Annotated in this window: 20 protein-coding genes; 11 read left to right on the top strand and 9 right to left on the bottom strand. The window is 67.1% G+C overall.

Annotation, left to right across the window (positions count from 1 at the left end):
- The first annotated feature begins 295 nt into the window (after nt 1-295).
- The 3 genes from GXK59_RS21035 (at nt 296) to GXK59_RS11905 (ending at nt 1,861) form a co-directional block, all read left to right on the top strand.
- Complete coding sequence (locus tag GXK59_RS21035; RefSeq protein WP_160669127.1) at nt 296-400, top strand: excalibur calcium-binding domain-containing protein; 105 nt, start codon at nt 296-298, stop codon at nt 398-400.
- Nucleotides 401-729: 329 nt separating this feature from the next.
- Nucleotides 730-1,260 carry a hypothetical protein gene (locus GXK59_RS20485; protein ID WP_202129119.1) on the top strand — a complete coding sequence of 177 codons (531 nt, stop codon included), beginning with the start codon at nt 730-732 and terminating at the stop codon, nt 1,258-1,260.
- A 163-nt stretch (nt 1,261-1,423) separates the two neighbouring features.
- A complete protein-coding gene (locus GXK59_RS11905; RefSeq protein ID WP_160667019.1) occupies nt 1,424-1,861 on the top strand; it encodes a hypothetical protein in 438 nt (145 codons plus the stop codon).
- An 18-nt stretch (nt 1,862-1,879) separates the two neighbouring features.
- Here the strand turns inward: GXK59_RS11905 and GXK59_RS11900 are convergent, their stop codons facing one another.
- Genes GXK59_RS11900 through GXK59_RS11890 form a run of 3 tightly spaced genes read right to left on the bottom strand, consistent with a single transcriptional unit; the run spans nt 1,880 to nt 7,105 of the window.
- On the bottom strand, nt 1,880-3,436 hold the full coding sequence (locus tag GXK59_RS11900; protein WP_160667017.1) for an FAD-dependent oxidoreductase: 1,557 nt from the start codon (nt 3,434-3,436) through the stop codon (nt 1,880-1,882).
- The gene (locus GXK59_RS11895; RefSeq protein ID WP_160667015.1) at nt 3,433-5,667 is read right to left on the bottom strand and encodes a molybdopterin oxidoreductase family protein; all 2,235 of its coding nucleotides are present in this window, start codon (nt 5,665-5,667) and stop codon (nt 3,433-3,435) included. Before GXK59_RS11895 ends, GXK59_RS11900 begins: the two co-directional genes overlap by 4 nt.
- A 1-nt stretch (nt 5,668) precedes the next feature.
- Nucleotides 5,669-7,105, bottom strand: coding sequence for an MFS transporter (locus tag GXK59_RS11890; protein WP_160667013.1), 1,437 nt, complete (start codon nt 7,103-7,105; stop codon nt 5,669-5,671).
- Between the two features lie 286 nt (nt 7,106-7,391).
- Between GXK59_RS11890 and GXK59_RS11885 the strand changes: the two genes are divergently transcribed.
- Nucleotides 7,392-8,804, top strand: a complete 1,413-nt coding sequence (locus tag GXK59_RS11885; protein ID WP_160667011.1) for an MFS transporter — start codon at nt 7,392-7,394, stop codon at nt 8,802-8,804.
- A 102-nt stretch (nt 8,805-8,906) separates the two neighbouring features.
- Here GXK59_RS11885 and GXK59_RS11880 read toward each other — a convergent pair whose 3' ends face one another.
- A complete protein-coding gene (locus tag GXK59_RS11880; RefSeq protein WP_160667009.1) occupies nt 8,907-10,088 on the bottom strand; it encodes an IS30 family transposase in 1,182 nt (393 codons plus the stop codon).
- A gap of 568 nt (nt 10,089-10,656) precedes the next feature.
- Here GXK59_RS11880 and GXK59_RS11875 point away from each other — a divergent pair.
- The gene (locus GXK59_RS11875; protein WP_160667007.1) at nt 10,657-11,736 is read left to right on the top strand and encodes an IS110 family transposase; all 1,080 of its coding nucleotides are present in this window, start codon (nt 10,657-10,659) and stop codon (nt 11,734-11,736) included.
- Between the two features lie 132 nt (nt 11,737-11,868).
- Here GXK59_RS11875 and GXK59_RS11870 read toward each other — a convergent pair whose 3' ends face one another.
- From GXK59_RS11870 to GXK59_RS11860, 3 genes are all read right to left on the bottom strand, one after another.
- Complete coding sequence (locus tag GXK59_RS11870; protein ID WP_160667005.1) at nt 11,869-12,600, bottom strand: glutamine amidotransferase; 732 nt, start codon at nt 12,598-12,600, stop codon at nt 11,869-11,871.
- 67 nt (nt 12,601-12,667) lie between these two features.
- Complete coding sequence (locus GXK59_RS11865) at nt 12,668-14,443, bottom strand: acetyl/propionyl/methylcrotonyl-CoA carboxylase subunit alpha (RefSeq protein ID WP_160667003.1); 1,776 nt, start codon at nt 14,441-14,443, stop codon at nt 12,668-12,670.
- Between the two features lie 202 nt (nt 14,444-14,645).
- Complete coding sequence (locus GXK59_RS11860; protein WP_160667001.1) at nt 14,646-15,323, bottom strand: Maf family protein; 678 nt, start codon at nt 15,321-15,323, stop codon at nt 14,646-14,648.
- Nucleotides 15,324-15,455: 132 nt separating this feature from the next.
- Here GXK59_RS11860 and arsD point away from each other — a divergent pair, with 132 nt between their 5' ends.
- Nucleotides 15,456-15,848 carry an arsenite efflux transporter metallochaperone ArsD gene (gene arsD / locus GXK59_RS11855; RefSeq protein ID WP_160666999.1) on the top strand — a complete coding sequence of 131 codons (393 nt, stop codon included), beginning with the start codon at nt 15,456-15,458 and terminating at the stop codon, nt 15,846-15,848.
- 8 nt (nt 15,849-15,856) lie between these two features.
- Nucleotides 15,857-17,620 carry an arsenical pump-driving ATPase gene (gene arsA / locus GXK59_RS11850; protein WP_160666997.1) on the top strand — a complete coding sequence of 588 codons (1,764 nt, stop codon included), beginning with the start codon at nt 15,857-15,859 and terminating at the stop codon, nt 17,618-17,620.
- Between the two features lie 59 nt (nt 17,621-17,679).
- Here arsA and GXK59_RS11845 read toward each other — a convergent pair whose 3' ends face one another.
- Nucleotides 17,680-17,910: a hypothetical protein gene (locus GXK59_RS11845; protein ID WP_160666995.1), complete on the bottom strand. Its 231-nt coding sequence runs from the start codon at nt 17,908-17,910 to the stop codon at nt 17,680-17,682.
- 52 nt (nt 17,911-17,962) lie between these two features.
- Complete coding sequence (locus GXK59_RS11840) at nt 17,963-18,313, bottom strand: ArsR/SmtB family transcription factor (protein ID WP_160666993.1); 351 nt, start codon at nt 18,311-18,313, stop codon at nt 17,963-17,965.
- Nucleotides 18,314-18,415: 102 nt separating this feature from the next.
- On the opposite strand from GXK59_RS11840, the gene arsB reads away from it, so the two are divergent.
- Genes arsB through GXK59_RS11820 form a run of 4 tightly spaced genes read left to right on the top strand, consistent with a single transcriptional unit; the run spans nt 18,416 to nt 22,358 of the window.
- The gene (gene arsB / locus GXK59_RS11835; protein ID WP_443094313.1) at nt 18,416-19,507 is read left to right on the top strand and encodes an ACR3 family arsenite efflux transporter; all 1,092 of its coding nucleotides are present in this window, start codon (nt 18,416-18,418) and stop codon (nt 19,505-19,507) included.
- A 28-nt stretch (nt 19,508-19,535) separates the two neighbouring features.
- Nucleotides 19,536-19,958, top strand: coding sequence for an arsenate reductase ArsC (locus tag GXK59_RS11830; RefSeq protein ID WP_160666989.1), 423 nt, complete (start codon nt 19,536-19,538; stop codon nt 19,956-19,958).
- Between the two features lie 10 nt (nt 19,959-19,968).
- Nucleotides 19,969-20,943, top strand: coding sequence for a thioredoxin-disulfide reductase (trxB, locus tag GXK59_RS11825; RefSeq protein WP_160666987.1), 975 nt, complete (start codon nt 19,969-19,971; stop codon nt 20,941-20,943).
- A 29-nt stretch (nt 20,944-20,972) separates the two neighbouring features.
- The gene (locus tag GXK59_RS11820) at nt 20,973-22,358 is read left to right on the top strand and encodes an FAD-dependent oxidoreductase (protein ID WP_160666985.1); all 1,386 of its coding nucleotides are present in this window, start codon (nt 20,973-20,975) and stop codon (nt 22,356-22,358) included.
- Nucleotides 22,359-22,392: the final 34 nt, after the last annotated feature.

Raw genomic sequence — 22,392 nt, 5'->3', positions numbered from 1 at the left:
AGGGCGCCATCGTCTGTGTGTTCAGTATGCCAATCGTGTTGAATGTTCGGCTTGCACAACGTCTTGAGCATGAGATCTTCTCCGATCGAATCGAGGGCAAGCGGAGGTCGTTAGTCCAATCATCACCCTCGTGCCGCCGCCGCAGAAGACTGAAGCTGAATTCCTGAACTGTGCGTGACAGGTTTTCGGGTTGCCCGACTTGAGGAGCTGATCAGCTGGCAGCTCTGCAGGCTGCCAAGAACGTTCCAGCTGCTTCTGTGGCGCCGGCAGCTCCGACGGACGTTTACTACGGAAACTGCACCGAAGCCAAGGCAGCGGGAGCAGCCCCATCCGCGCGGATGCGCCGGGGTATCACACGGCTCTGGACCGCGATCGCGACGGAATTGCCTGCGATAAGTAAGAGACTTCTGGCGGTATGCAAATAAAGGGGACCACTCTTTGACCTGCACGTCCGAAAATCAGATTCTCAATTTCGAATCCATCTTTCGGGGAGCACTTCAAAGAGTGGTCCCCTTCGCCTTTTAGTTACCTAGGGATTGGCGGCCGCTAAGCCCCCGAATCACCTGGTCCGGGGGCTTTGTGTCCGCCGGGGAAGTTTCTGATCAGCAATTCCGCAGGATCGGCCCACCTGCCCGCCGAGACCCGTTTCTGTCGCGTAACGTGACGCCCGGCCGGCTGTTTGGGGTGGCCTCCGGATCAACGCACGTCCCTTTTCCCGAAAGGCCTTTCATGTCAGGAATCTTCTCCTTTTTCGGTGCCCTGGGCACCACCACCAAAGCTGTCGCGGTAGCTTCAGTCGTCGCCGTTGCCGGCGGCGGCGCAGCCATGGCCGCCACTGCTGAAGTGACGGAGCCCGCCTCCGTGGTGTCCGAGGTCCCGGCCGCGACCACCGATCCGGTAGAGCCTGCTCCGGTTGAGCCCGCACCGGTTGAGCCCGCACCGGTTGAGCAGGCTCCGGTTGAGCCCGCACCGGTTGAGCAGGCTCCGGTCGAGCCGGCAACGGTCGAGCCAGCTCCGGAAGAGTCGGAGTCGGAAGATGCGGAGCCTGAAGAGTCGGCTTCGGAAGAGCCGAGAGGCAACTCCGCATGGACTCACGAGAACGCCGCCGCCAAGCGCGCCGCCGGCCAGGCAAATGCGGCAGAGCACCGCAGCTCCAACGCCGCCACACCGGCAACGCCAACATACGGCGCGGGCCCGGCCGTCAAGGCATCCCCGGCCTCGAAGGCTGAGAACGAGGGCAGGACCAACAAGAACAAGTAGCCCGGCCCTACAAGGCCCCGGACCCAAACGGTTCCGGGGCCTTTTGCATCGGAGTCTCGGCCTGGCCTGGACAACCAGGCAGCATTGAAGGACCATCGACGCGGCCGAAATCGCCTAGGATTCGATCAGAGTCACTACGGTCTCACTTCTTTGGGGGAAGAACTTGCACTCTTCAGATCACCGCGCCGCCGGGACGGGCCTGCCCGCCGAAACCACAGCCACAACGAAGCTCCCGGTTCCAGTTTCACGTCTCCGCTGGGCGCTGGTGCGCAGGCTGGTCTTTGCCATTCCTTTGGGGCTGCTGTTTGGTGTGATGCTGATCAACGGCTTCAAGGCGAACGAGTCCGCGACGGCGGCCGCGATGGCTGGCGGGGTGGGGCTGTCGTTCTCCCTATTCCTGGGAATCATCTGGCTCGTCGGCCGCCGGCGTCGGGCTCTTTTTACCGCTTCCGGCGGTGACCCGGAGGCAGCCGGAGTGATGCTGTTCGGCGCCATGGCCCCGAGGATCGGGCGACTCGGGCCCTACAGCGAAAGCGGATTCCACAGGTGGGCCGCGGGGTTCGGCGCAGGAGGAGACGGCGGTAGAGGCGACTGGGGCTAGGACCTCGCCGAACCCGTGTCAGGCAACCGCCCCCTGAAAGTGCTTTTCGATGATCCCCTTGATGTCGTCATGGCAGCCGCCGCAGCCTGTCCCGGCGCGGGTGGCGCCTGACACCTCGGCCACCGTCCCGCAGCCGTCGGTCACCGCAGCAGCAATCTTGGTGCCGCTGACCCCGGCGCACCGGCACACGGTCCGCTCGGGGTCGGCCGCGCCGGTAGCTGCCGTCTGGTCCGGTCCGTCAAGGCGCAGCAGGAGCGACCGGTCCGCGGGGAGTTCGGCGCCCCGCTCGAACAGCTGCACCAGTTCCGCTGCGGTGCGGGGCATGCCCACCGCCACGAGGCCTTCGAGCACCCCGGCGCGGGTCGTCATCTTCACGTAGCGGCCATGCTCGGGGTCCGCCCACTGTGCGATCTGCAGCCTCGGGCGGCCGTCCGCGGCCCCCGCACACAGGGCTTCCTCATCCCAGGGATCCGCGGAAACATCCCCGGCGACGGCCATGGTCAGGCCGTGGGCCTTGAGGACAATGACGCCCGGCAGTTCGGCCGGCAAGGGAAGCAGGAGCTCCGCCTCCGGGGCCCCCGATGCCAGCAGTGTCAGGTACTCGGCGAGCCATTCGGCCTGCCTCCAGCCCGGGCCCACCAGCCCGGACGGACCATGCGCGGTGCGGCACTCATGGCATTCCTGATCGGGGCACCGGACCTCGGCGCAGTCGCCGATCGCAAAGATGTGCGGCTCGTGGTGCGCCCGGAGCTTGTGGTCCACCAGAATTCCGGCGCCGGTGGAGAGCCCGCAGCCCTCCGCGAGCTCGGTCCGCGGCCGGACGCCGCAGGAGAGCACCAGGAGGTCGCCATCGATCGCGGACCCGTCATCGAGCAGCAGCGCCGAGAAGTCGCCGTCGGGTGCGTTGTGCTCGACCCCCGTGGAGCGGGCGTTGCCGGCCATGCGCACGCCGCAGTTCCGCAGCGCCGCCGCAAGCACCGCCCCGCCGCCGCGGTCGATGTTCCGGCCCAGCGGATGCGGGCCGTTGTGCACCACGGTGACCGTGGCGCCTTCCTCGGCCGCGGCGAGGGCCGTCTCCAGGCCCAGCACGCCGCCGCCGAGGACCACCACGCGCTTGCCGCCGGCCACTGCTGCCCGAAGTACTGAGGCATCGCGCAGATCCCGGAGCGCGGTGACGCCCGGCGGCAGCACCGGGGCGGCGGGGTCCGGGTTGATCCCGGTGAGGTTGGGGATCACCGGGCGGGAGCCGGTGGCGAAGACGAGCCGGTCGTAGCCGGCGGAGGTGCTGTCGCTGAGGACCAGCTGCTGCCGGGCGCGGTCCACGCGGCGGACCCGGACGCCCAGCCGGACGTCGACGCCGTCGGCAATCAGCGCGGCGGCATCGGAGAGCGCCAGAGCCGACGCCGTGGTCCGGCCGACGCCGAGGTCCGCCACCAGCACGCGGTTGTACGCGGCTTCCGCCTCCTCGCCGATCACCGTCAGGTGCGCCAGCCCGCTGCGGACCGCCGGCAGCAGCTCATCGACCAGCCGCGCGGCCACCGGCCCGAAGCCCACAACAACAATGCGCTCAGTCATGACGCACCTTCCTTCTGCAGTTCAGTGGCACGGAGACTGGCAGCGCCGGGCCGGACCCAGACGTGGCTGAATTTGAATTCCGGCATCCCGGAGATCGGGTCCGTGGCCGCCTCCGTGAGGCGGTTGGCACTTTCCAGCTCCGGGAAGTGGAAAGGCAGGAACACCGTTTCGGGCCGGATCTCCGTGCTCAGCGCGGCGCGGCAGGACACCTCGCCGCGCCCGTTGGTAATGGAGACGACGTCGCCCTCTGCGATGCCCTGCGCGGCGGCGGCCGCCGGATGGATCTGCAACCGTGCTTCCGGCTGGGCCTCGGCCAGTGCGGCCACCCGCCGGGTCTGCGCGCCGGACTGGTAATGCTCCATTAGCCGGCCGGTGATCAGGGTCATCGGTGTGCCGGCCCGGTCCGCCACAGCCGCAACGCCGGCGGAAGCCGAAGAAACAGCACGACGGCGGGGCGTCACCGGGGTGAACACCGCCCGCCCGTCCGGGTGGGCAAAGGAATCGAGGAACAACCGCGGCGTTCCGGTGCTGCCGGCGGGGTAGGGCCAGTAGGCGGCCTCGCCGCGGTCCAGCATGGCGTAGTCGATCCCGGAGTAGTCGGCCAGGCCGCCGGAGGAGGCGAGCCGGAGATCCCCGAAGACGGTTTCCGGATCCTCGCTGAAAGTGGACGGCGCGTCCAGGGCCTCGGCCAGCCGGCTCATGATCCACAACTCGCTGCGCACCCCGGGCGGGGGAGCGATGGCCCGGCGGCGGCGGAGCACCCGTCCTTCAAGGTTGGTCAGGGTGCCTTCCTCCTCGGCCCACTGGGTGACCGGCAGGACCAGGTCCGCCTCCGCGGCGGTCTCGGAGAGGAAGAAGTCGCAGACCACCAGGAAGTCCAGGCTCCGCAGGCCGGCGATCACGGCGTTGGCGTCCGGCGCGGAAACGGCAACGTTGGCGCCGTGCACGAAGAGGCAACGGACGCCGTCGGGCTGTCCCAGGGACTTGAGAAGTTCGACGGCGGGGAGGCCGGGTCCGGGGATCAGCGATTCAGGAACGCCCCACACGGCAGCCACGTGGGCGCGGGCTGCGGGGTCGGTGATCTTGCGGTAGCCGGGGAGCTGGTCCGCCTTCTGGCCGTGTTCGCGTCCGCCCTGGCCGTTACCCTGGCCCGTGAGCGTGCCGTAGCCGCTGCGCGCGGAGCCGGGCAGGCCCAGCAGCAGCGAGAGGTTGATGGCGGCGGTGGCGGTATCCGTGCCGTCGACGTGCTGTTCCACGCCCCGGCCGGTGAGGATGTAGCTGCCGCCCCGGCGTGCGCCGTCGGCGAGCCGGCGGGCGGTGTCGCGGATCAGGCCGGCCGGGACGCCGGTGAGGGACTGGACGCGTTCGGGCCAGTAGGAGGCGACGCTCCGGGCCAGGGCGTCGTAGCCGTTTGTGCGGGACGAAATATAGCCGGCGTCGGCGAGGCCCTCGTGGATCACGACGTGGGCCAGGCCCAGCAGCAGGGCGAGGTCGGTGCCGGGCAGCGGCTGCAGGTGCAGGCCGCCGCCGTCGGAGGTGAACGCCGCGGTGGCCGAGCGGCGGGGGTCGACGACGATCAGGCCGCCGGCGTCGCGGGCCCCCTGCAGGTGCTGGACGAACGGCGGCATGGTCTCGGCGACGTTGGATCCGAGCATCAGGATGGTGCTGGCGGAATCGAGGTCCGCCAGCGGGAACGGGAGGCCGCGGTCCAGGCCGAAGGCGCGCATCCCGGCGGCCGCGGCGGAGGACATGCAGAACCGGCCGTTGTAGTCGATCCGCGAGGTGCCCAGGGCCAGGCGGGCGAACTTGCCCAGCTGGTATGCCTTCTCGTTGGTGAGCCCGCCGCCGCCGAAGACTCCGATGGCGTCTGCCCCGTAGCGGGTGCGGGTGTTCTTGACGGCGGTGGTGATGAGTTCCAGGGCTGTGTCCCAGCTGACCGGACGGTGGACGCCGTCGGCGCCTTTGAGCAGCGGTTCGGTGACGCGTCCGGGGTGGTTCAGCAGCGACGCCGACGTCCAGCCCTTGCGGCAGAGTCCGCCGCGGTTGGTGGGGAAGTCGCGGCCCGTCACATTGAGGGGCGCGTCGAGCGGCGCGTCGGGGAGGGCGGCCGGCTGCTCCGGCACGGGGTCTGACCCCGGCTGGGTAGCCGGGGTCAGGACCGCTGGGGCGGTGAGCGTCATGGCGCACTGCAGGGCGCAGTAGGGGCAGTGCGTGTCGGCGCCGGTGGTCATGTTAGACGTGTCCCATCGCGTTTCGGTTGGCGTTGCGGATGTAGCAGAACCAGCACACGGCCAGCATCAGGACATAGGCCCCCACGAAGCCGTAGAACGCGGGGGTGTAGGAGCCGCTGGCGGTGTTGGAGGCGTTGAGGACCTGCGGGATGACGAACCCGCCGTAGGCGCCGATGGCCGAGATGAGGCCGAGGGCCGAGGACGCGAGGCGCTGGGTGGTCACCGTGCTGGCGCCGGCCCGTGCTGCCCGGCTGGAGGTGGCGAAGATGACCGGGATCATCCGGTAGGTGGCGCCGTTCCCGAAGCCGCTGGCGGTGAACAGGAACAGGAACAGGACCAGGAAGAACCAGAAGTTCTTCAGCGGCAGCGTCCAGATCATCGTCAGGGTGATGACGGCCATCGCGGCGAACGCGGCGACGGTCATCCGGGCGCCACCCATGCGGTCCGCCATGCGTCCGCCGTAGGGGCGGGCCAGCGAGCCGACCAGCGGGCCCAGGAAGGCCAGGGACAGGGCAACGGTGCCGACGCCGATCGAGGAGAACGCCGGGAAGTAGTCCTTGATGAGCTTGGGGAACACGCCGGCGAAACCGATGAACGAGCCGAAGGTTCCGATGTACAGCAGCGCCATGATCCACAGGTGCCGTTCCTTGAGCGCGGCGAGTGAACCCGCGACGTCGCCCTTGGCGCTGGTGAGGTTGTCCATGTACTTCCAGGCGCCGAACGCGGCGAGCAGGATCAGCGGGACCCACATGAGTCCGGCGACCGGCAGGTTGACGGTGCCGGCTGCCAGCAGGGTGATGGCAATCGGTACGGCAAGCTGTGCGACGGCGGCGCCGAGGTTCCCGCCGGCGGCGTTCAGTCCCAGCGCCCAGCCCTTCTCGCGGGCCGGGTAGAAGAAGGTGATGTTGGCCATGGAGCTGGCGAAGTTGCCGCCGCCGAAGCCGGCCAGCGCCGCGACGAACAGCATGGTCCCGAACGGGGTCTCCGGGTTGGCGACGCACATGGCCAGGCCGATCGAGGGGATCAGCAGGAGCAGGGCCGAGACGATGGTCCAGTTCCGGCCGCCGAAGCGGGGGACCATAAAGGTATAGGGGATCCGGAGGGTAGCGCCCACGAGGCTGGGCATGGAGATCAGCCAGAAGATTTCCGACGTGGTGAAGGTGAAGCCGGCCGCAGGCAGCTGGACGACCACAATCGACCACAGCTGCCACACCACGAAGCCCAGGAACTCGGCGAAGATGGACCAGTTCAGGTTGCGGCGGGCGATGGAGCGTCCCTGGGACTCCCACTGTTCCTTGTTCTCGGCATCCCAGTTGGCGATCCAGCGCCCGGGACGGAATTCGAGGGCGGAACCGCCGAGGGTGGTGCCGGCGTCGAGGCGGGGGGAAGTGCCGGGGGAAACGCCGGCATCGGCGCTCGCAGTTCGTTCAGCAGTCACGGGGACCTCCTTTGGGGATGTTGTCCTTCCAAAGTAGGGAAGCCGCGTTTCCGGGACCCTCGCCGTTTGTTAACGTGCTGTGACGTTTGCCTATCGGCGCGTTAGTGGCGGCGTGAGGGGCGAAGGTTGGCGTAGTGTGATGACCACCACGTGAGACAAATCACGATGTCCAAATAGTGGAACTTCTGTCCATCGATTGGACGCCAGATCCTATTATGTAAGCATACGTATCCTCTTCCGGGCGGCTTTTACAGCACTGGTCCGGTCTTCATGAAAGCGCTACTACATGTCATCCACTGCCACCTCCACGGAGCATGGGTCCGCCAAACCAGTGAACTCGCGCGGCCGCGTCATCGTCGCCAGCCTGATTGGCACCACCGTTGAGTTCTACGACTTCTACGTGTACGCCACGGCCGCTGTGCTTGTCTTCCCGAAACTCTTCTTCCCGAACCAGAACGAGACCACACAGCTCCTGGCATCCTTCGCGGTGTTCGGCGTCGCGTTCATCGCCCGGCCGCTCGGCTCCATTGTCTTTGGCCACTTCGGTGACAAGTTCGGCCGCAAGGGCACCCTGGTCGCATCGCTGCTGACCATGGGTATTGCCACCTTCCTGATCGGCTGCCTTCCGACGGCCCTTGTCCCGGGCTGGACCTTCTGGGCCCCGGCGCTGCTGGTTGTGATGCGCTTCGCCCAGGGCCTTGCGCTCGGCGGCGAATGGAGCGGCGCGGCCCTGCTCGCCACCGAAAACGCCCCGGCGAACAAACGTGCCATCTACGGCACGTTCCCGCAGCTGGGTGCCCCGATCGGCTTCATCATCGCCAACGTGATCTTCCTGGTCTTCAGCTACACCCTGACGCCGGACGCCTTTATGGAGTGGGGCTGGCGTGTGCCGTTCCTGCTCAGCGCCGTGATGGTCATCATCGGCCTCTACGTCCGGCTCAAACTGATCGAGACCCCGGCCTTCACCAAGGTCCTGGAATCCAACGAGGTCGCCAAGCTGCCGCTGGCCCGGGTCTTCAAGACCAGCTGGCGCCAGCTGATCCTGGGCACGTTCATCATGCTTGCCACCTACGTGCTGTTCTACCTGATGACAACGTTCACGCTGACCTACGGCACCCGCGCCGCCACCCTGGACGCAGCCAAGGCTGCCGCCGAGAAGGCCGGCAAGCCGATGACCGAGGCGGCCGCGGCCGCGTTCGTCCCCGGCTTGGGCTACACCCGCAACGACTTCCTCTGGATGCTGATTGCCGGTGTTGTGTTCTTCGGTATCTTCACCCTGGTCTCCGGCCCGCTGGCGGAGAAGTACGGCCGCCGCAAGATGCTGATCGCCGTGACCCTCGGTATTTTCGGCTTCGGCCTGCTCTTTGTCCCGCTGTTCAGCGCCGGCTTCGTGGGCACGATGGCCCTGCTGATCATCGGCTTCTCCCTGATGGGGCTGACCTTCGGGCCCATGGGTGCGCTGCTGCCGGAGCTGTTCCCGACGAACGTCCGGTATACCGGCTCCGCCATCAGCTACAACTTCTCCAGCATCCTCGGTGCGGCCGTTGCCCCGTTCATCGCCGTCTGGCTTTGGGAAATGGCGAAGGGCAGCCCCGTCCTGGTCGGCGTGTACCTCGCCTCCATGTCCGTGCTGACGCTGATCGCACTGTTCGTCAGCAAGGAAACCCGCGACCTGGACTACACCAACAACGTAGCCTGACGCTCCTTCCCCGGCCGGGGCTGACGCTCCAGCCCGGTTGCTGACAGAAATGCCCGGCGTGTTCACTGGGCGGTTTCTAGGGGTCGTTGCAACACCTGGTGGTTAGGTGGTTAGTAGTAAATCACGTAGACGCTCGGCTGGGGTATCCCAGCCGAGCGTTTTGCGTGGGCGGCCGTTGAGCTCCTGGGCGACGTGTTCGAGGTCTTCAGGTCCGTAGGCGGACAGGTCGGTGCTTTTGGGGAAGTACTGGCGCAGCAGCCCGTTGGTGTTCTCGTTCGAACCGCGCTGCCAGGGGCTGGCTGGGTCGCAGAAGTAAACCTGCATTTCGGTGGCCAGGGTGAAGGTCTTGTGGGCGGCCATTTCCGCGCCCGGGTCCCAGGTCAGAGAGCCTCGCAGATGTGCCGGCAGGGCAGAGATGGTGTTGATGAGCCCGTCCCGGACGGTTTCGGCGGTGTGGTCATTTGGCAGGTGGACGAGCATCACGTAGCGGGTGGTGCGTTCGACCAGGGTTCCGATCGCGGACTGGTTGTAGGCGCCGGTGATGAGATCCCCCTCCCAATGGCCGGGTACTGCGCGGTCCTCGATCTCGGGTGGACGCTCGGAGATCATGACCATCGGATCCACGAACCGGGAGGTGCGCTGTTCCCCGCTCTGGTGGTGTTTCCGGCGGGTCCGGCCTGTGCGCAGCGCGGCCTGTATTTCGCGTTTGAGTCCGCCTCTGGCCTGGACGTAGAGGGCTTGATAAATCGTCTCTGGACTCACACGCATCTCCGGTTGGTCGGGGAACTTTTTGACCAGGGTGTGGCTGATCTGCTCCGGAGACCAGCGTATGAGCAGCTTGGCCTTCACATAGTCGCGCAGGTCCGACTCGCCAGCGAGCTTGGCGGTTTTGGGTCGTGCCCGCCGGGCAGCGGCCTTCCGCTGCGCCCCGTGGGGCAGATAGCCCAACAGGGCATCGGCATTTCGGCCCAGCTCGCGGCTGATCGCTGAAGCCGAACGGCCAAGCGCGCTGGCGATCGCCCGCATCGACGAACCCGAGGCTTTCAGGTCCCGGATCATCTCCCGCTCCTGCACGCTAAGAAATCGCGGGTCGATGAGTTTCTCGAGAGCCGCTGTCGGTGGGGCGAGGGCCGGCGAGGTCATAGTGGTCACACCACGTTTGTAATCGACCACCCGCCCATCAGCGTAAATGCGTCGGCCGCCTGACTTACGAATCCCCAGGTCCCACTCCGCCGCTGTCCTGGTATGCACGCTGACCGCTGCGGCCGCCTCCCGCCGACTCAAGCCGGCCTTGCGTAACCGGAAGTACTCATCCCGGCCCCGGTGGGGGCGCGCCCCCGGTTTACCATGGCTCTTCAGTCCGGCTTTACGCACCCAGCCGGCGCACGTATCGGGGCTCAATCCCAGCTCCCTGGCCGCCGCCCCCGTGCTCTTGAGCCGGTCGAACACGACGAAGAACTCATCCTTCTGCTCCTGTGCGTACTTCCTGTTGGTTCGAGGTTCTCCCGTTAAAGACGACACGGTCGTTGCAACTCCCAAAAATTCTGGGTGTTGCAACTGTGAGTATTGGTTGTAGTTGGTCTGGGACTGGCTGGCAGGATAGATATCGGCCGTTCCATCCCGTGGACGTGACTCCTGTTGCGACTGACCCCCAGGTGTCATTCGATCGACTTGTCCGTCCATCGGGGTGGTCCGGCCGGCACCTGTCCGGCCCACCTCGGTAGCTTGATCAGAAGATTGTCCACCCCTTGCGGGGCGTGACCCATCACAGTGCTGTTCCTTTGGTGACCTCTACCCGGACTGGCGCTGGCCGGTGACGGCCATGACCACATCCGTGAAGAGGAAGGTAGGAATGACCGCCATGTCTATCGTCGCGCATGCCCATCCATTTGTCGTGGGTGTCGACACGCACGCCCGAAACCATGTTTACGCCATCCTCGACGCCACCAACGGCGCACTACTGGATACGCAGTCATTCCCCACCACCACAGCCGGGATCAACCGGGCCATTAAATGGATCGCACGCCGCACCAACGCCGACGCAGACACCCTCTGGGTCATCGAAGGAGCCGCATCCTACGGAGCGATCCTCGCCGGCACCGTGGCAACCCACGGATTCCCAGTCGCCGAAGCGCCGCGCATGGATGCCAAGAAGCGCCGTGGCGTGGGCAAGTCCGATGCCCTGGACGCCCACCAGATCGCCATGGCCGTTCTGCCCCTGCCGGTGGACAAGCTGCGCCGACCACGCCTTCATGACGGGGTCCGCCAGGGCGTGCGGATCCTGGTCACAGCGCGGGGGTCCATGAGCAAGGACCGGACCCGGTCGGTCAACGCGCTCAACGCCCTGGTGCGGGGCAATGACCTGGGCATCGATGCCCGCCAGAAGCTCACAGGCGCCCAGATCACCGAGGTCTCAAAGTGGCGTTCCCGCGAGGAAGAGCTCGCCTTGTCCATCGCCCGTGCTGAGGCCGTGCGGCTGGCCAAACACGTCCTGGCGCTGGATGAGCAACTCACGGCCAACGAGAACCAGCTGGACGAGCTGGTGAAGGTCAGCGATGCCGCACCCTTGCTGGAGGAGACGGGGTTCAGGGCGATCAGCGCCGCGAAGTGCCTCGCCGCGTGGTCGCACGAAGGCAGAGTCCGCAACGAGGCAGCATTTGCCTCCCTGGCCGGGGTAAATCCGATCCCCGCGTCCTCCGGGAACACTGTCCGCCACCGCTTGAACCGGGGCGGTGACCGGTCCCTGAACAGCGCCTTGCACATGGTCGCGGTCGTCAGGATGACCCATGATGGCGAAACCCGCCAGTACGTGGAAAAGCGACGCGCCGAGGGTCGTACGGACAAGGAAATTCGTCGTTGCATCAAACGCTACCTGGCCCGCCGCATCTACCGCACGCTCAGCGCGGCGGCAATAGCGATAAACGCGGCTTGACAGACATAGAAGAGTCGACCGCTAGAACCCAAGCTGAACACGCCGGGCATTTCCGTGTCGGCAGGAGAATCCGGGAAAACAACTGGGCGGGAGCGCGGACGGGGCCGGGCGGGGCTGGGCCCGGGCCGGGGGCTAGCGCGCGTAGAGCTCCACGAAGTTCCGCAGGATTTTCATCGGTTCCGAGGCGGAGAACCGGCGCGCGTCCTCGATCAGCATTTCGGCCGATTCGGGCGGGAAGTAGCCCGCATGGCGGTAGATGTCGATCCTGGTGGCCAGGCCCTGCGCATCGAGCTCCGGGTGGAACTGGGTGGCGTACAGGTTGTTCTTGATCCGGAACATATGCACCGGGCAGGCAGCGGAGCTGGCCAGGAGCACCGCGTGGGAGGGCAGAAGGGTGCAGGCTTCCTTGTGGCCGGTGAAGGCCGTGAAGCTCTCCGGCAGCCCGCGCAGCAAGGGGTCCACCAGCCCGTCCTCCGTCAGCTTGATGGTCACGCCGCCAAGGCCCTCGCCGTAGGTCCGGTCGATCACGGCGCCCTGGTGCCGGCCCAGCGTCCCGACCCCGTAGCAGGCGCCGAGGAACGGGAAGTCCGCCGGCACGATCCGGTCGAGCAGGGCCGCGAGCTCATGCTCCACCCGGTGCTGGACGTCACTTTTCTGCCCGGCGGGGTCGCTGGACGTGAACGGGCTTCCGCCCACAATCACACCGGAGTACTCGGAAAGGTCCAGCGGGGGCAGCGGTGCGGCTTCCATTCGGATGCGCCGCAGCTGCGCGGGTTCGAGGCCGCCGTAGCGCAGGTAGGCTTCGTATTCGTCCTCGGCGGCGGCGTCCTCGGCCCGGGAAGCGAGGAGCAGGAATGGTTTCACAGACCAAGTCTGCACGGACGGGACGCGGGGGCACCAGAGGCGCGCCTGCGTCCCGCCAGTCGGGCAGCTACTCGGCGGCCGCGTCCTCAATCAGCGCGATGATGGCGCCAGCGGAGACCGTTTCGCCGGCCGCGGCGGCCAGCCCGATCACGATTCCGGCGCGGTGCGCGGTGAGCGGCTGCTCCATCTTCATGGCCTCGAGCACCACAACGAGATCACCCTCGGCCACAAGGTCACCCTCGACGACGGCCACCTTCACGATGGTTCCCTGCATGGGGGAGGTCAGGGCGTTGCCACTGGCCGCCGCCACGCCGCCGCCGCTGCGGGAGCGCTTCTTGACCTTGGCCGGCTTGGCGGCCCCCGAGCCGGTCCCGGTACCCAGCGACGCCGGGAGAACCACCTCCAGGCGCTTGCCGCCGACCTCGACGACGACGCGCTGGCGTTCGCCGCCGTCGGCCGGTTCAGTCTCGGTGCCGGTCGGCGTCCAGGCGGGGATGTCGTTGACGAAGGCCGTCTCGATCCAGCGGGTGTGGACCTTGAACGGGCCGTCGGCGGGGGCGAAATCCGGGTTGGTGACCACAGCAAGGTCGAACGGGATGACGGTGGGGATGCCTTCGACCACCATCTCCTCGAGGGCGCGGCGGGCGCGCTGCAGGGCCTGCGCGCGGGTGGCGCCGGTGACGATCAGCTTGGAGAGCATGGAGTCGAAGTTGCCGCTGATGACATCGCCCTGCTCCACGCCGGAGTCGATCCGCACGCCGGGGCCGGTCGGGTTCAACAGCCGTGTGATGGTGCCGGGGGCGGGCATGAAGTTCCGGCCCGGGTCCTCGCCGGTGATGCGGAACTCGATCGAGTGGCCGCGGACTTCGGGGTCCCCGTAGCCGAGTTCCTCGCCGCGGGCCAGCCGGAACTGCTCGCGGACGAGGTCGATGCCGGTGACTTCCTCGGAGACGCAGTGCTCCACCTGGAGGCGGGTGTTGACCTCAAGGAAGGAGATGGTGCCGTCCTGGCCCACAAGGAACTCGCAGGTGCCGGCGCCGAGGTAGCCGGCCTCCTTGAGGATGGCTTTGGAGGACTCGTAGAGGCGGCGGTTCTGCTCCTCCGTGAGGAACGGGGCCGGTGCCTCTTCGACGAGCTTCTGGTTCCGGCGCTGCAGCGAGCAGTCGCGGGTGGAGACCACCACAACGTTGCCGTACGCGTCGGCGAGGCACTGGGTCTCGACGTGGCGGGGGGCGTCCAGGAAGCGTTCAATAAAGCATTCCCCACGGCCGAAGGCCGCGACGGCCTCGCGGACGGCGGATTCGAAGAGCTCGGGGATTTCCTCGCGGGTGCGGGCCACCTTGATGCCGCGTCCGCCGCCGCCGAAGGCTGCCTTGATGGCGACCGGCAGGCCGAACTTGTCCACGAACTCAAGGATTTCCTCGGCGGACTCCACCGGGTCGGCGGTGCCGGGAACCTGCGGTGCGCCGACCTTTTCGGCGATGTGGCGGGCCTGGACCTTGTCGCCCAGGGCGGCGATCGCGGCGGGGGAGGGCCCGATCCAGGTGATGCCGGCGTCGATCACCTTGGCGGCGAACTCGGCGTTCTCGGCGAGGAAGCCGTAGCCGGGGTGGATGGCGTCGGCGCCGGAGCGGTGGGCCACCTCGATCAGCTTGTCCATCACGAGGTAGGACTCTGCGGCGGTGTTGCCGCCAAGGGCGTAGGCCTCGTCAGCGAGTTTGACGTGCAGGGCGTCCCGGTCCGGGTCCGCGTACACCGCAACTGAGGCGAGGCCTTCATCGCGCGCGGCGCGAATGATGCGCACCGCGATTTCGCCGCGGTTGGCGATCAGCACCTTGCTCATTCGGCGGGTTTCTACAGCGGTGCCTTCTTGGGCTGATCGCTGCACGGGATTTGCGGACTGCTCCGAATTTGCTGACAAGGCGTCTCCTTCTTTCCTTCAGGGAGCCTAGCGCGGTTTTGTGGGTTCCGCCGATATTAGTTGCGGATTCCGCGGGTAAAGCCCCCTGCCTTTGTAGGGTTGCTACAAAGGCGCGCGAATTAGCTCACTCGGCCCGGAGCAGTGCGGGATCCGCTGCGCCGCTGGTCCACAGTTCGGTGATGCCCACCTGCGCCTGTCCCAGCAGCCCGCGGAGGGTGGAAATGGACAGCCCGACGACGGCGTGCGGGTCGCCGTCGACCTTGCGGATGAAGGCCCCGCCGTAGCCGTCGATCGTGAAGGAGCCAGCGCACTGCAGTGGCTCCCCGGTAGCGATGTAGGTGTCGATTTCCTCGGGGGTCATCTCCATGAAGTGGACCTCGGCGGAGGTGACATGCCCGAGGGTGGCGCCGGAGCCGGCGGCCTGGGACTCATCGGTGCCCTCGGTGTCCCTGCAGTCCACGAGCCAGTGGCCGGTGTGCAGCACTCCTTTGCTGCCGCTCATCCGCAGCATCCGCTCTTTGGCGACGTCGGCCGTGTACGGCTTGCCGTGTGCCTCGCCGTCGAACTCAAAGACCGAATCGCAGCCGATCACCAGGGCGCCGTCGGCTTCGGGCAGCGAGGCGACGGCCTCAGCCTTGGCCCGGGCAAGCAGCAGGGCGGTGTCGTGCGGGTCTGTCACGCCGTAGCGGGCCTGGACGGCGTCCTCGTCGACGTCCGAGACGAGGATTTCGTGCCGGATGCCGGCATCGGTCAGCAGCTTGGTGCGGGCAGGGGACTGGGAGGCAAGGATAAGGCGGGTCACTGCTCCAGCCTAGTTCACTGCGGTTTAGCAGACCCCCGCCTCGACACTGCTTTCGCGCATCGATAAGTATCGATATGCTTAGGGGGTCGATCGGTTTCGAATCGAACCACCACGACAGCCAAGGAGCACCACATGCCTGCCATCCGAATCTACGAATCCGCCCTCTGCTGTGACACCGGGGTTTGCGGCCCCGACGTCGACCAGTCCCTCGTGGCTGTGACCGCGGACGTGCGTCATCTCCAGGGCCTCGGTGCCGACATTGCGCGCCACAACCTCGCCAGCGAACCGACTGCCTTCGCGGAGGACGAAACGGTCCGCGGGTTCATGCACCTGGTCGGATCCAAAGGCCTGCCGCTCACCATCGTCGACGGCGTTACGGTCGCCACCGGCAGCTACCCGAGCCGCGGGCAGTTGCTCGCCTTCGCCGGACTGGGCGAAGCCAAGGTTGACCCGCAGTCCCGCCCGGAGCTCGGACTGAGTGAAAAAACCGGCGGCTGCTGCGGCGGCTCGACGAGCTGCTGCTAGGTCCCGGCGTGAAGTTTCTCGAGAACGCGCCCCGTTTCCTGTTCTTTACCGGCAAAGGCGGTGTGGGCAAGACCTCGGTAGCGTGTGCAACAGCGCTCACCCTTGCCAAGTCCGGTCAAAAGGTTTTGCTGGTCAGCACCGACCCCGCATCCAATGTGGGGCAGGTCTTCGGCGTGACCATCGGGAACACTGTCACTCCCATCCAGGATGTACCGGGCTTATTGGCGCTGGAAATTGACCCGGAGCAGGCCGCCGAGGCCTACCGGGAGCGGATCATCGCACCTGTCCGCGGGCTCCTGCCCGAGACTGAACTGGCCGGCATCGCCGAGAGCCTCTCGGGCTCCTGCACCACCGAGATCGCCTCCTTCGACGAGTTCACCAACCTGCTCGCCGGCGACACCTCCTACGGCGACTACGACCACATCGTCTTCGATACCGCGCCGACCGGCCACACGATCCGGCTGCTGCAGCTGCCCGGCTCCTGGACCGATTTCCTGGCGGCAGGCAAAGGGGACCCGTCCTGCCTTGGCCCCCTGTCGGGACTCGACAAGCACAAGCAGGTGTACGCCCAAGCGGTCCAGGCCCTCACGGACCCGGCGAGGACCCGGCTTGTCCTGGTCAGCCGCGCGCAGACATCGTCACTGAGCGAAATTGAGCGGACGTACCTCGAACTCAACCAGATCGGGATCGGGGGAGGATACGTCGTCGTCAACGGCGTCCTGCCGGAAGCCGCAGGGGACGAGGAGCTGGCGCAGGCACTGCGGGCCCGGGAGGCCGCTGCCATCGCAGCCATTCCCGAGGCGGTCGCCGGTCTGCCCCGTGATGTCCTGGATCTGAAACCGGGCAATATGGTCGGCATTGCGGCGCTTGAATCCCTGTTCGCGCCCACTTCCGGCGCCGAGATCCCTGATGATGCCGCGCTGGTCGCCGAGATTGAGGACGCCCCACTGGCTGCCCTGGTGAACGAAGTGGAGCTCGGCGGCCACGGCCTCGTGATGTGCATGGGCAAGGGCGGGGTCGGGAAGACCACCGTCGCTGCCGCCGTTGCAGTCGCCCTGGCCAAACGCGGGCATGCGGTCCACCTCACCACGACCGATCCCGCAGCCCACCTCACCGAAACACTCCACGGCTCCATCCCGGGCCTCACGGTTTCGCGCATCGATCCGGAAGCAGCCATCCAGGAGTACCGCGATCACGTGATGGAGACCAAGGGCAGGAGCCTGGACGATGACGGGCGCGCGGCCCTCGCCGAGGACCTGATGTCCCCGTGCACGGACGAGGTGGCTGTCTTCCGGCAGTTCTCCAAGGTGGTCCAGGAATCCCGCCGGCACTTCGTGGTGATCGACACGGCACCGACCGGACACACCTTGCTGCTTCTGGACGCCACCGGTTCGTACCACCGGGAGATCGCCCGCCAGGTCGGCGACACCATGGGCTTCGTGACGCCCCTCATGCGGCTGCAGGACCCGGCCCAGACCAAGGTTGTCCTGGTCACGCTGGCCGAAACAACGCCGGTACTGGAAGCCCAAGAGCTGAAGAGTGATTTGGAACGGGCCGGAATCCACCCGTGGGCCTGGGTCATCAACAACTCGATCGCGGCAGCACACCCGCAGACGCCTTTCCTGCGGGCCCGCGCCGCGAGCGAAATCGAACAGATCACGAAGGTGCACACCCTGACCGACCGGGTCGCCCTCATTCCGTTGCTGCCCGAGGAACCCATCGGCGAGGAGAAGTTGTCGGCCCTGACTGCCCTCAGTTCCCTGCCTGCCTGACAGGGACCCAGCCCCCGCCGCACCTGTGGTGCGGCGGGGGCTGGGACGCGTCTGGCTTGCTAGCCGTCCAGTCGCTGAGCCAACAGTGCTTCGATGTCCCGGACGGTCGCGTCCAGCCTGAGGATCGTGTCCCGTTGGATGGCCCGCAGGTATTCGGCATCGGACTCGCCGTCCTGCACCCAGTTCTCGTCGCCCGGGGCGTCCATCGCCTGGCGCGTGTTGGCGGTTGCCGTCCTGACGTTGTCCAGCATCGCGCGCAGCAGGTCTTCTGTGGTGGGGGCCTCGGTCATGATGTTCTCCTTGGGTGCGGTCCAGTCGTGACGCCGGGCGCCGAACTGTGGCTTACAAGGTGGCCAGGAGGCCGGCCGTCTGCTCCAGGGCGCCAGGGACGAGGGAGTAGTAGGCCCACGTGCCGCGTTTTTCACGGTGCAGCAGGCCGGCGTCGACCAGGATCTTCAAGTGATGGGAGACGGTGGGTTGGCCCAGGTCCAGCGGCTCGGTGAGGTCGCAGACGCAGGATTCACCGGACGCTTCGGCCTTGACCATGGAGAGCAGACGCAGCCGGGTCGGATCAGCCAGGGCCTTGAAGACGAGGGCCTTTTGACGGGCATCCTCCGCGCTGAGGATCGGCCGCGCGGACGGTGCACAGCAGGCCGCGTCGAGGGCCGGCTCAACAGTTTGCAGAGAATTCATGTGTCTATTATGCACACAGATTGACATTCATCGATATAGTTGGGAATACTTCATATCGACAAGCATCAATCTAAAGCTGAGCAGCACAGGAGTCCCGTGAGCATCCAGACTGACCCGTCGCCCGCCCTTGAAGGCGAGGTTGCCGTTGTCGGCAAACTCTCCACCCTGGACCGTTTCCTGCCCGTGTGGATCATCGCAGCTATGGTCCTGGGGCTGCTCCTGGGCAGCTTCATCCCGGGCCTGAACACTGCCCTCGAGTCGGTCAAGATCGGCGAAGTCTCGCTGCCAATAGCCATCGGGCTGCTGGTGATGATGTACCCCGTGCTGGCCAAGGTCCGCTACGACCAGGCGCACCGCGTCGTCGGGGACCGCAAGCTGATGGTCACCTCGCTGGTCCTGAACTGGGTGCTGGCCCCGGCGTTCATGTTCGCCCTGGCCTGGATCTTCATCCCGGACCTGCCCGAGTACCGGACCGGCCTGATCATCGTGGGCCTGGCCCGCTGCATCGCCATGGTGATGATCTGGAACGACCTCGCCTGTGGGGACCGGGAAGCTGCCGCCGTGCTGGTTGCCATCAATTCCGTCTTCCAGGTCATCGCGTTCGGCGCGCTCGGCTGGTTTTACCTGCAGCTGCTGCCGGGATGGTTGGGCCTGCCGACCACCAGTGCCGACTTCTCCTTCTGGGCCATCACCGCTTCCGTCCTGGTTTTCCTGGGAATCCCGCTGCTGGCCGGATTTCTCACCCGCACGATCGGCGAAAAGGCCAAGGGCCGCGACTGGTACGAAGGAACGTTCCTGCCGAAGCTCGGCCCGTGGGCGCTGTACGGCCTCCTCTTCACGATCACCCTGCTTTTCGCCCTGCAGGGCGGCACCATCACCTCCCGTCCGTTGGACGTCATCCGCATCGCCCTGCCGCTGCTGGTCTACTTCCTGGTGGTCTTCGGCGCCGGCATGCTGATCGGCAAGTGGCTGGACCTCGGCTACGCCAAGACCACCACCCTGGCGTTCACCGCCGCGGGCAACAACTTTGAACTCGCCATCGCGGTGGCAATCGGCACTTTCGGTGTCACGTCCGGCCAAGCCCTCGCCGGCGTCGTCGGGCCCTTGATCGAGGTCCCCGTGCTTGTTGCACTGGTGTACGTGGCACTTTGGGCCCGCACACGCTTCTTCACGTCCAGCGCCCTTTCCGTCTAACCCCCCCCAGAAACTTCAGGAGAAACCCGTGAGCACCGAAACCGCCAAGAAGCCCTCCGTCCTGTTTGTCTGCGTCCACAACGCCGGACGCTCCCAGATGGCCGCAGCCTTCCTCACCACGCTGTCCGACGGCGCCATCGAGGTCCGCTCCGCCGGCTCCCAGCCCGCCGACAAGGTCAACCCGGCCGCCGTCGAGGCCATGGCAGAACTCGGCATCGACATGTCCGCCGAGATCCCGAAGGTCCTCACCACCGAAGCCGTCAAGGAATCCGACGTCGTGATCACCATGGGCTGCGGCGACACCTGCCCGATCTTCCCCGGCAAGCGCTACGAGGACTGGGAACTGGAGGACCCGGCCGGCCAGGGGGTCGAGTCCGTCCGTCCGATCCGCGACGAGATCAAGGCCCGCATCGAGGACCTCATCGCATCCCTCACCCCCGCCGCCAAGTAGGAGCACGACAATGACTGAACAGCTGATCATCATCGGGTCCGGCCCTGCCGGCTACACCGCGGCGATCTACGCCGCCCGCGCCGGGCTCAAGCCGCTCGTCATCGCCGGGGCCGTCACCGCGGGAGGCGCCTTGATGAACACCACCGAGGTGGAAAACTTCCCAGGCTTCCCCGCCGGCGTCCAGGGCCCCGAGCTGATGGACGGCCTCCAGCAGCAGGCCGAGAAATTCGGCGCGCGCGTGGTGTTCGACGACGTCACCGAAGTGACGCTCGCCGGGCACCTCAAGCGCGTGGTCACCGGAGCCGGCGAGACCCATGAGGCAGTGGCCGTCATCCTCGCCACCGGCTCCGCCTACAAGGAACTCGGCCTGCCGGAGGAGAAGAAGTTCAGCGGCCACGGGCTCTCCTGGTGCGCCACCTGCGACGGGTTCTTCTTCCGCGACCAGGACATCATTGTGGTCGGCGGCGGAGACTCGGCCATGGAGGAAGCGACGTTCCTGACCCGGTTCGGGAAGTCCGTCACGGTGGTGGTCCGCAAGGGCGAGCTACGGGCCTCCCGCATCATGGCCCAGCGGGCCAAGGACAACCCCAAGATCAGCTTCGCGTGGAACTCCGCCGTCACCGCCATCCACGGGGACGCCAAGGTCACCGGTGTCACCCTGACTGACACCCGGACCGGGGAAACCCGCGAACAGGGTGCCACCGGCATCTTCGTCGCGATCGGCCATGTCCCGCGCACCGAACTGCTGCACGGCCAGGTGGAGCTCGATGCCGAGGGTTACATCAAGGTCGATTCACCCACCACGGTCACCAACCTCTCCGGCGTCTTCGCGTGCGGGGACGCCGTAGACCACCGCTACCGCCAGGCCATCACCGCCGCCGGCACCGGCTGCGCCGCGGCCCTGGACGCCGAACGCTACCTCGCCGCCCTGGACGACGCGGACAGCATCGCCACCGCGCTCGTCGAAGACCCCACCCACGCCTGAGCACCACCACGGATGAAACAGAGGACACCATGGCTGTCACCACAACCCTTCCCGTAGCTGTCATTGGAGCCGGCCCGGTCGGCCTCGCCGCCGCAGCGCACCTGATCGAGCGTGGCCTGGAGCCGCTCATTCTCGAGGCCGGCCCGACGGCGGGTGCCGCGATCGAGCAGTGGCGCCACATCCGGTTGTTTTCCCCGTGGCGGTACAACACCGACGCCGCCGCCGTCCGCCTGCTCGCCGGTACCGGCTGGGTATCACCAGAGCCGACGGCGCTGCCCACCGGCGGCGAACTCATCGACGGCTACCTCACCCCGCTCGCCGCGCTCCCGGCCATCGCGTCCCGCCTGCACACCGGCGCCCGCGTCGTGGCAGTGACCCGGCAGGGCCTGGACAAGACCCACAGCCGGGACCGCGACACCACACCGTTTGTGGTCCGGGTCGAACACGCCGACGGAGAAGTCCGCGACTACCAGGCCGCCGGTGTCATCGACGCCTCCGGCACGTGGTCCACCCGCAACCCGCTCGGAACCTCCGGACTGCCCGCCCTCGGCGAAGCCGTTTCGGCTGCCCGGATTTCCTCGCCCCTCCCGGACGTCCTGGGCCGCGACCGCGAAGCCTTCGCCGCGCGCACCGCCGTCGTGGTCGGCGCGGGCCACACCGCCGCCAACACCCTGCTCAACCTCTCCGAGCTCGCAGCCCAGGTGCCCGGGACGAAGATCGTGTGGGCCATCCGCGGCGCATCCGCCGCCAAGGTCTACGGGGGAGGCGACGCCGACGGGCTCGCCGCCCGCGGCCAGCTCGGCAGCCGGCTCCGCAGCCTCGTCGAGTCCGGCGCCGTCGAACTTCACACCGGATTCGGGATCGCCGCCCTCGCCACGGCCGACGGCGCCGTCACCCTGACCTCCACGGACGGCCGCACCCTCGAGGCCGACGTCGTGGTTCCGGCCACCGGCTTCCGCCCCGATCTGGGCATCCTCCGGGAACTCCGGCTGGAACTGGACCCGGGAGTCGAAGCCCCCCGTGAGCTTGGTCCGCTGATCGACCCCGAATTCCACTCCTGCGGCACCGTCGAGCCGCACGGCGCCAGGATGCTGGCCCACCCGGAGCAGGACTTCTACATCGTGGGCATGAAGTCCTACGGCCGGGCCCCGACCTTCCTGCTCGCCACCGGCTACGAGCAGGTCCGCTCTGTCGCGGCTGCCCTGGCCGGTGACCGTGAAGCCGCCGACGCGGTCCAGCTCGAGCTCCCCGAGACCGGCGTCTGCTCCTCAGACATCGGCAGCAGCTGCGACGTCCCCGCGGCCGTACCCGCGGGATTTGTCGCAGAAACTTCCGGCGGCTGCTGCGGAGCGCCCGAACCCGTCCTCGTCGGGTTCCCCACCGGACTGGCACACGGCCGCTCCGGCAGGAACTGACCTCCTCACCCTGCTTTCGTCCACTGACCACACT

Source organism: Pseudarthrobacter sp. ATCC 49987 (genome assembly GCF_009928425.1).
In the GTDB taxonomy this organism is placed as follows: domain Bacteria; phylum Actinomycetota; class Actinomycetes; order Actinomycetales; family Micrococcaceae; genus Arthrobacter.
Note: the sequence above shows the minus strand (reverse complement) of the source record. Positions and strands in the feature narration are given on the sequence as shown.

Bases quoted from the DNA above. Each gene is read 5' to 3' on its own strand.
- GXK59_RS11895 (WP_160667015.1), bottom strand. From the start codon at position 5,667: ATGACCACCGGCGCCGACACGCACTGCCCCTACTGCGCCCTGCAGTGC.
- GXK59_RS11820 (WP_160666985.1), top strand. From the start codon at position 20,973: ATGGCTGTCACCACAACCCTTCCCGTAGCTGTCATTGGAGCCGGCCCG.
- GXK59_RS11840 (WP_160666993.1), bottom strand. From the start codon at position 18,313: ATGAATTCTCTGCAAACTGTTGAGCCGGCCCTCGACGCGGCCTGCTGT.
- GXK59_RS20485 (WP_202129119.1), top strand. From the start codon at position 730: ATGTCAGGAATCTTCTCCTTTTTCGGTGCCCTGGGCACCACCACCAAA.
- GXK59_RS11845 (WP_160666995.1), bottom strand. From the start codon at position 17,910: ATGACCGAGGCCCCCACCACAGAAGACCTGCTGCGCGCGATGCTGGAC.
- GXK59_RS11900 (WP_160667017.1), bottom strand. From the start codon at position 3,436: ATGACTGAGCGCATTGTTGTTGTGGGCTTCGGGCCGGTGGCCGCGCGG.
- GXK59_RS11865 (WP_160667003.1), bottom strand. From the start codon at position 14,443: ATGAGCAAGGTGCTGATCGCCAACCGCGGCGAAATCGCGGTGCGCATC.
- GXK59_RS11885 (WP_160667011.1), top strand. From the start codon at position 7,392: ATGTCATCCACTGCCACCTCCACGGAGCATGGGTCCGCCAAACCAGTG.
- trxB (WP_160666987.1), top strand. From the start codon at position 19,969: ATGACTGAACAGCTGATCATCATCGGGTCCGGCCCTGCCGGCTACACC.
- GXK59_RS11875 (WP_160667007.1), top strand. From the start codon at position 10,657: ATGACCGCCATGTCTATCGTCGCGCATGCCCATCCATTTGTCGTGGGT.
- arsD (WP_160666999.1), top strand. From the start codon at position 15,456: ATGCCTGCCATCCGAATCTACGAATCCGCCCTCTGCTGTGACACCGGG.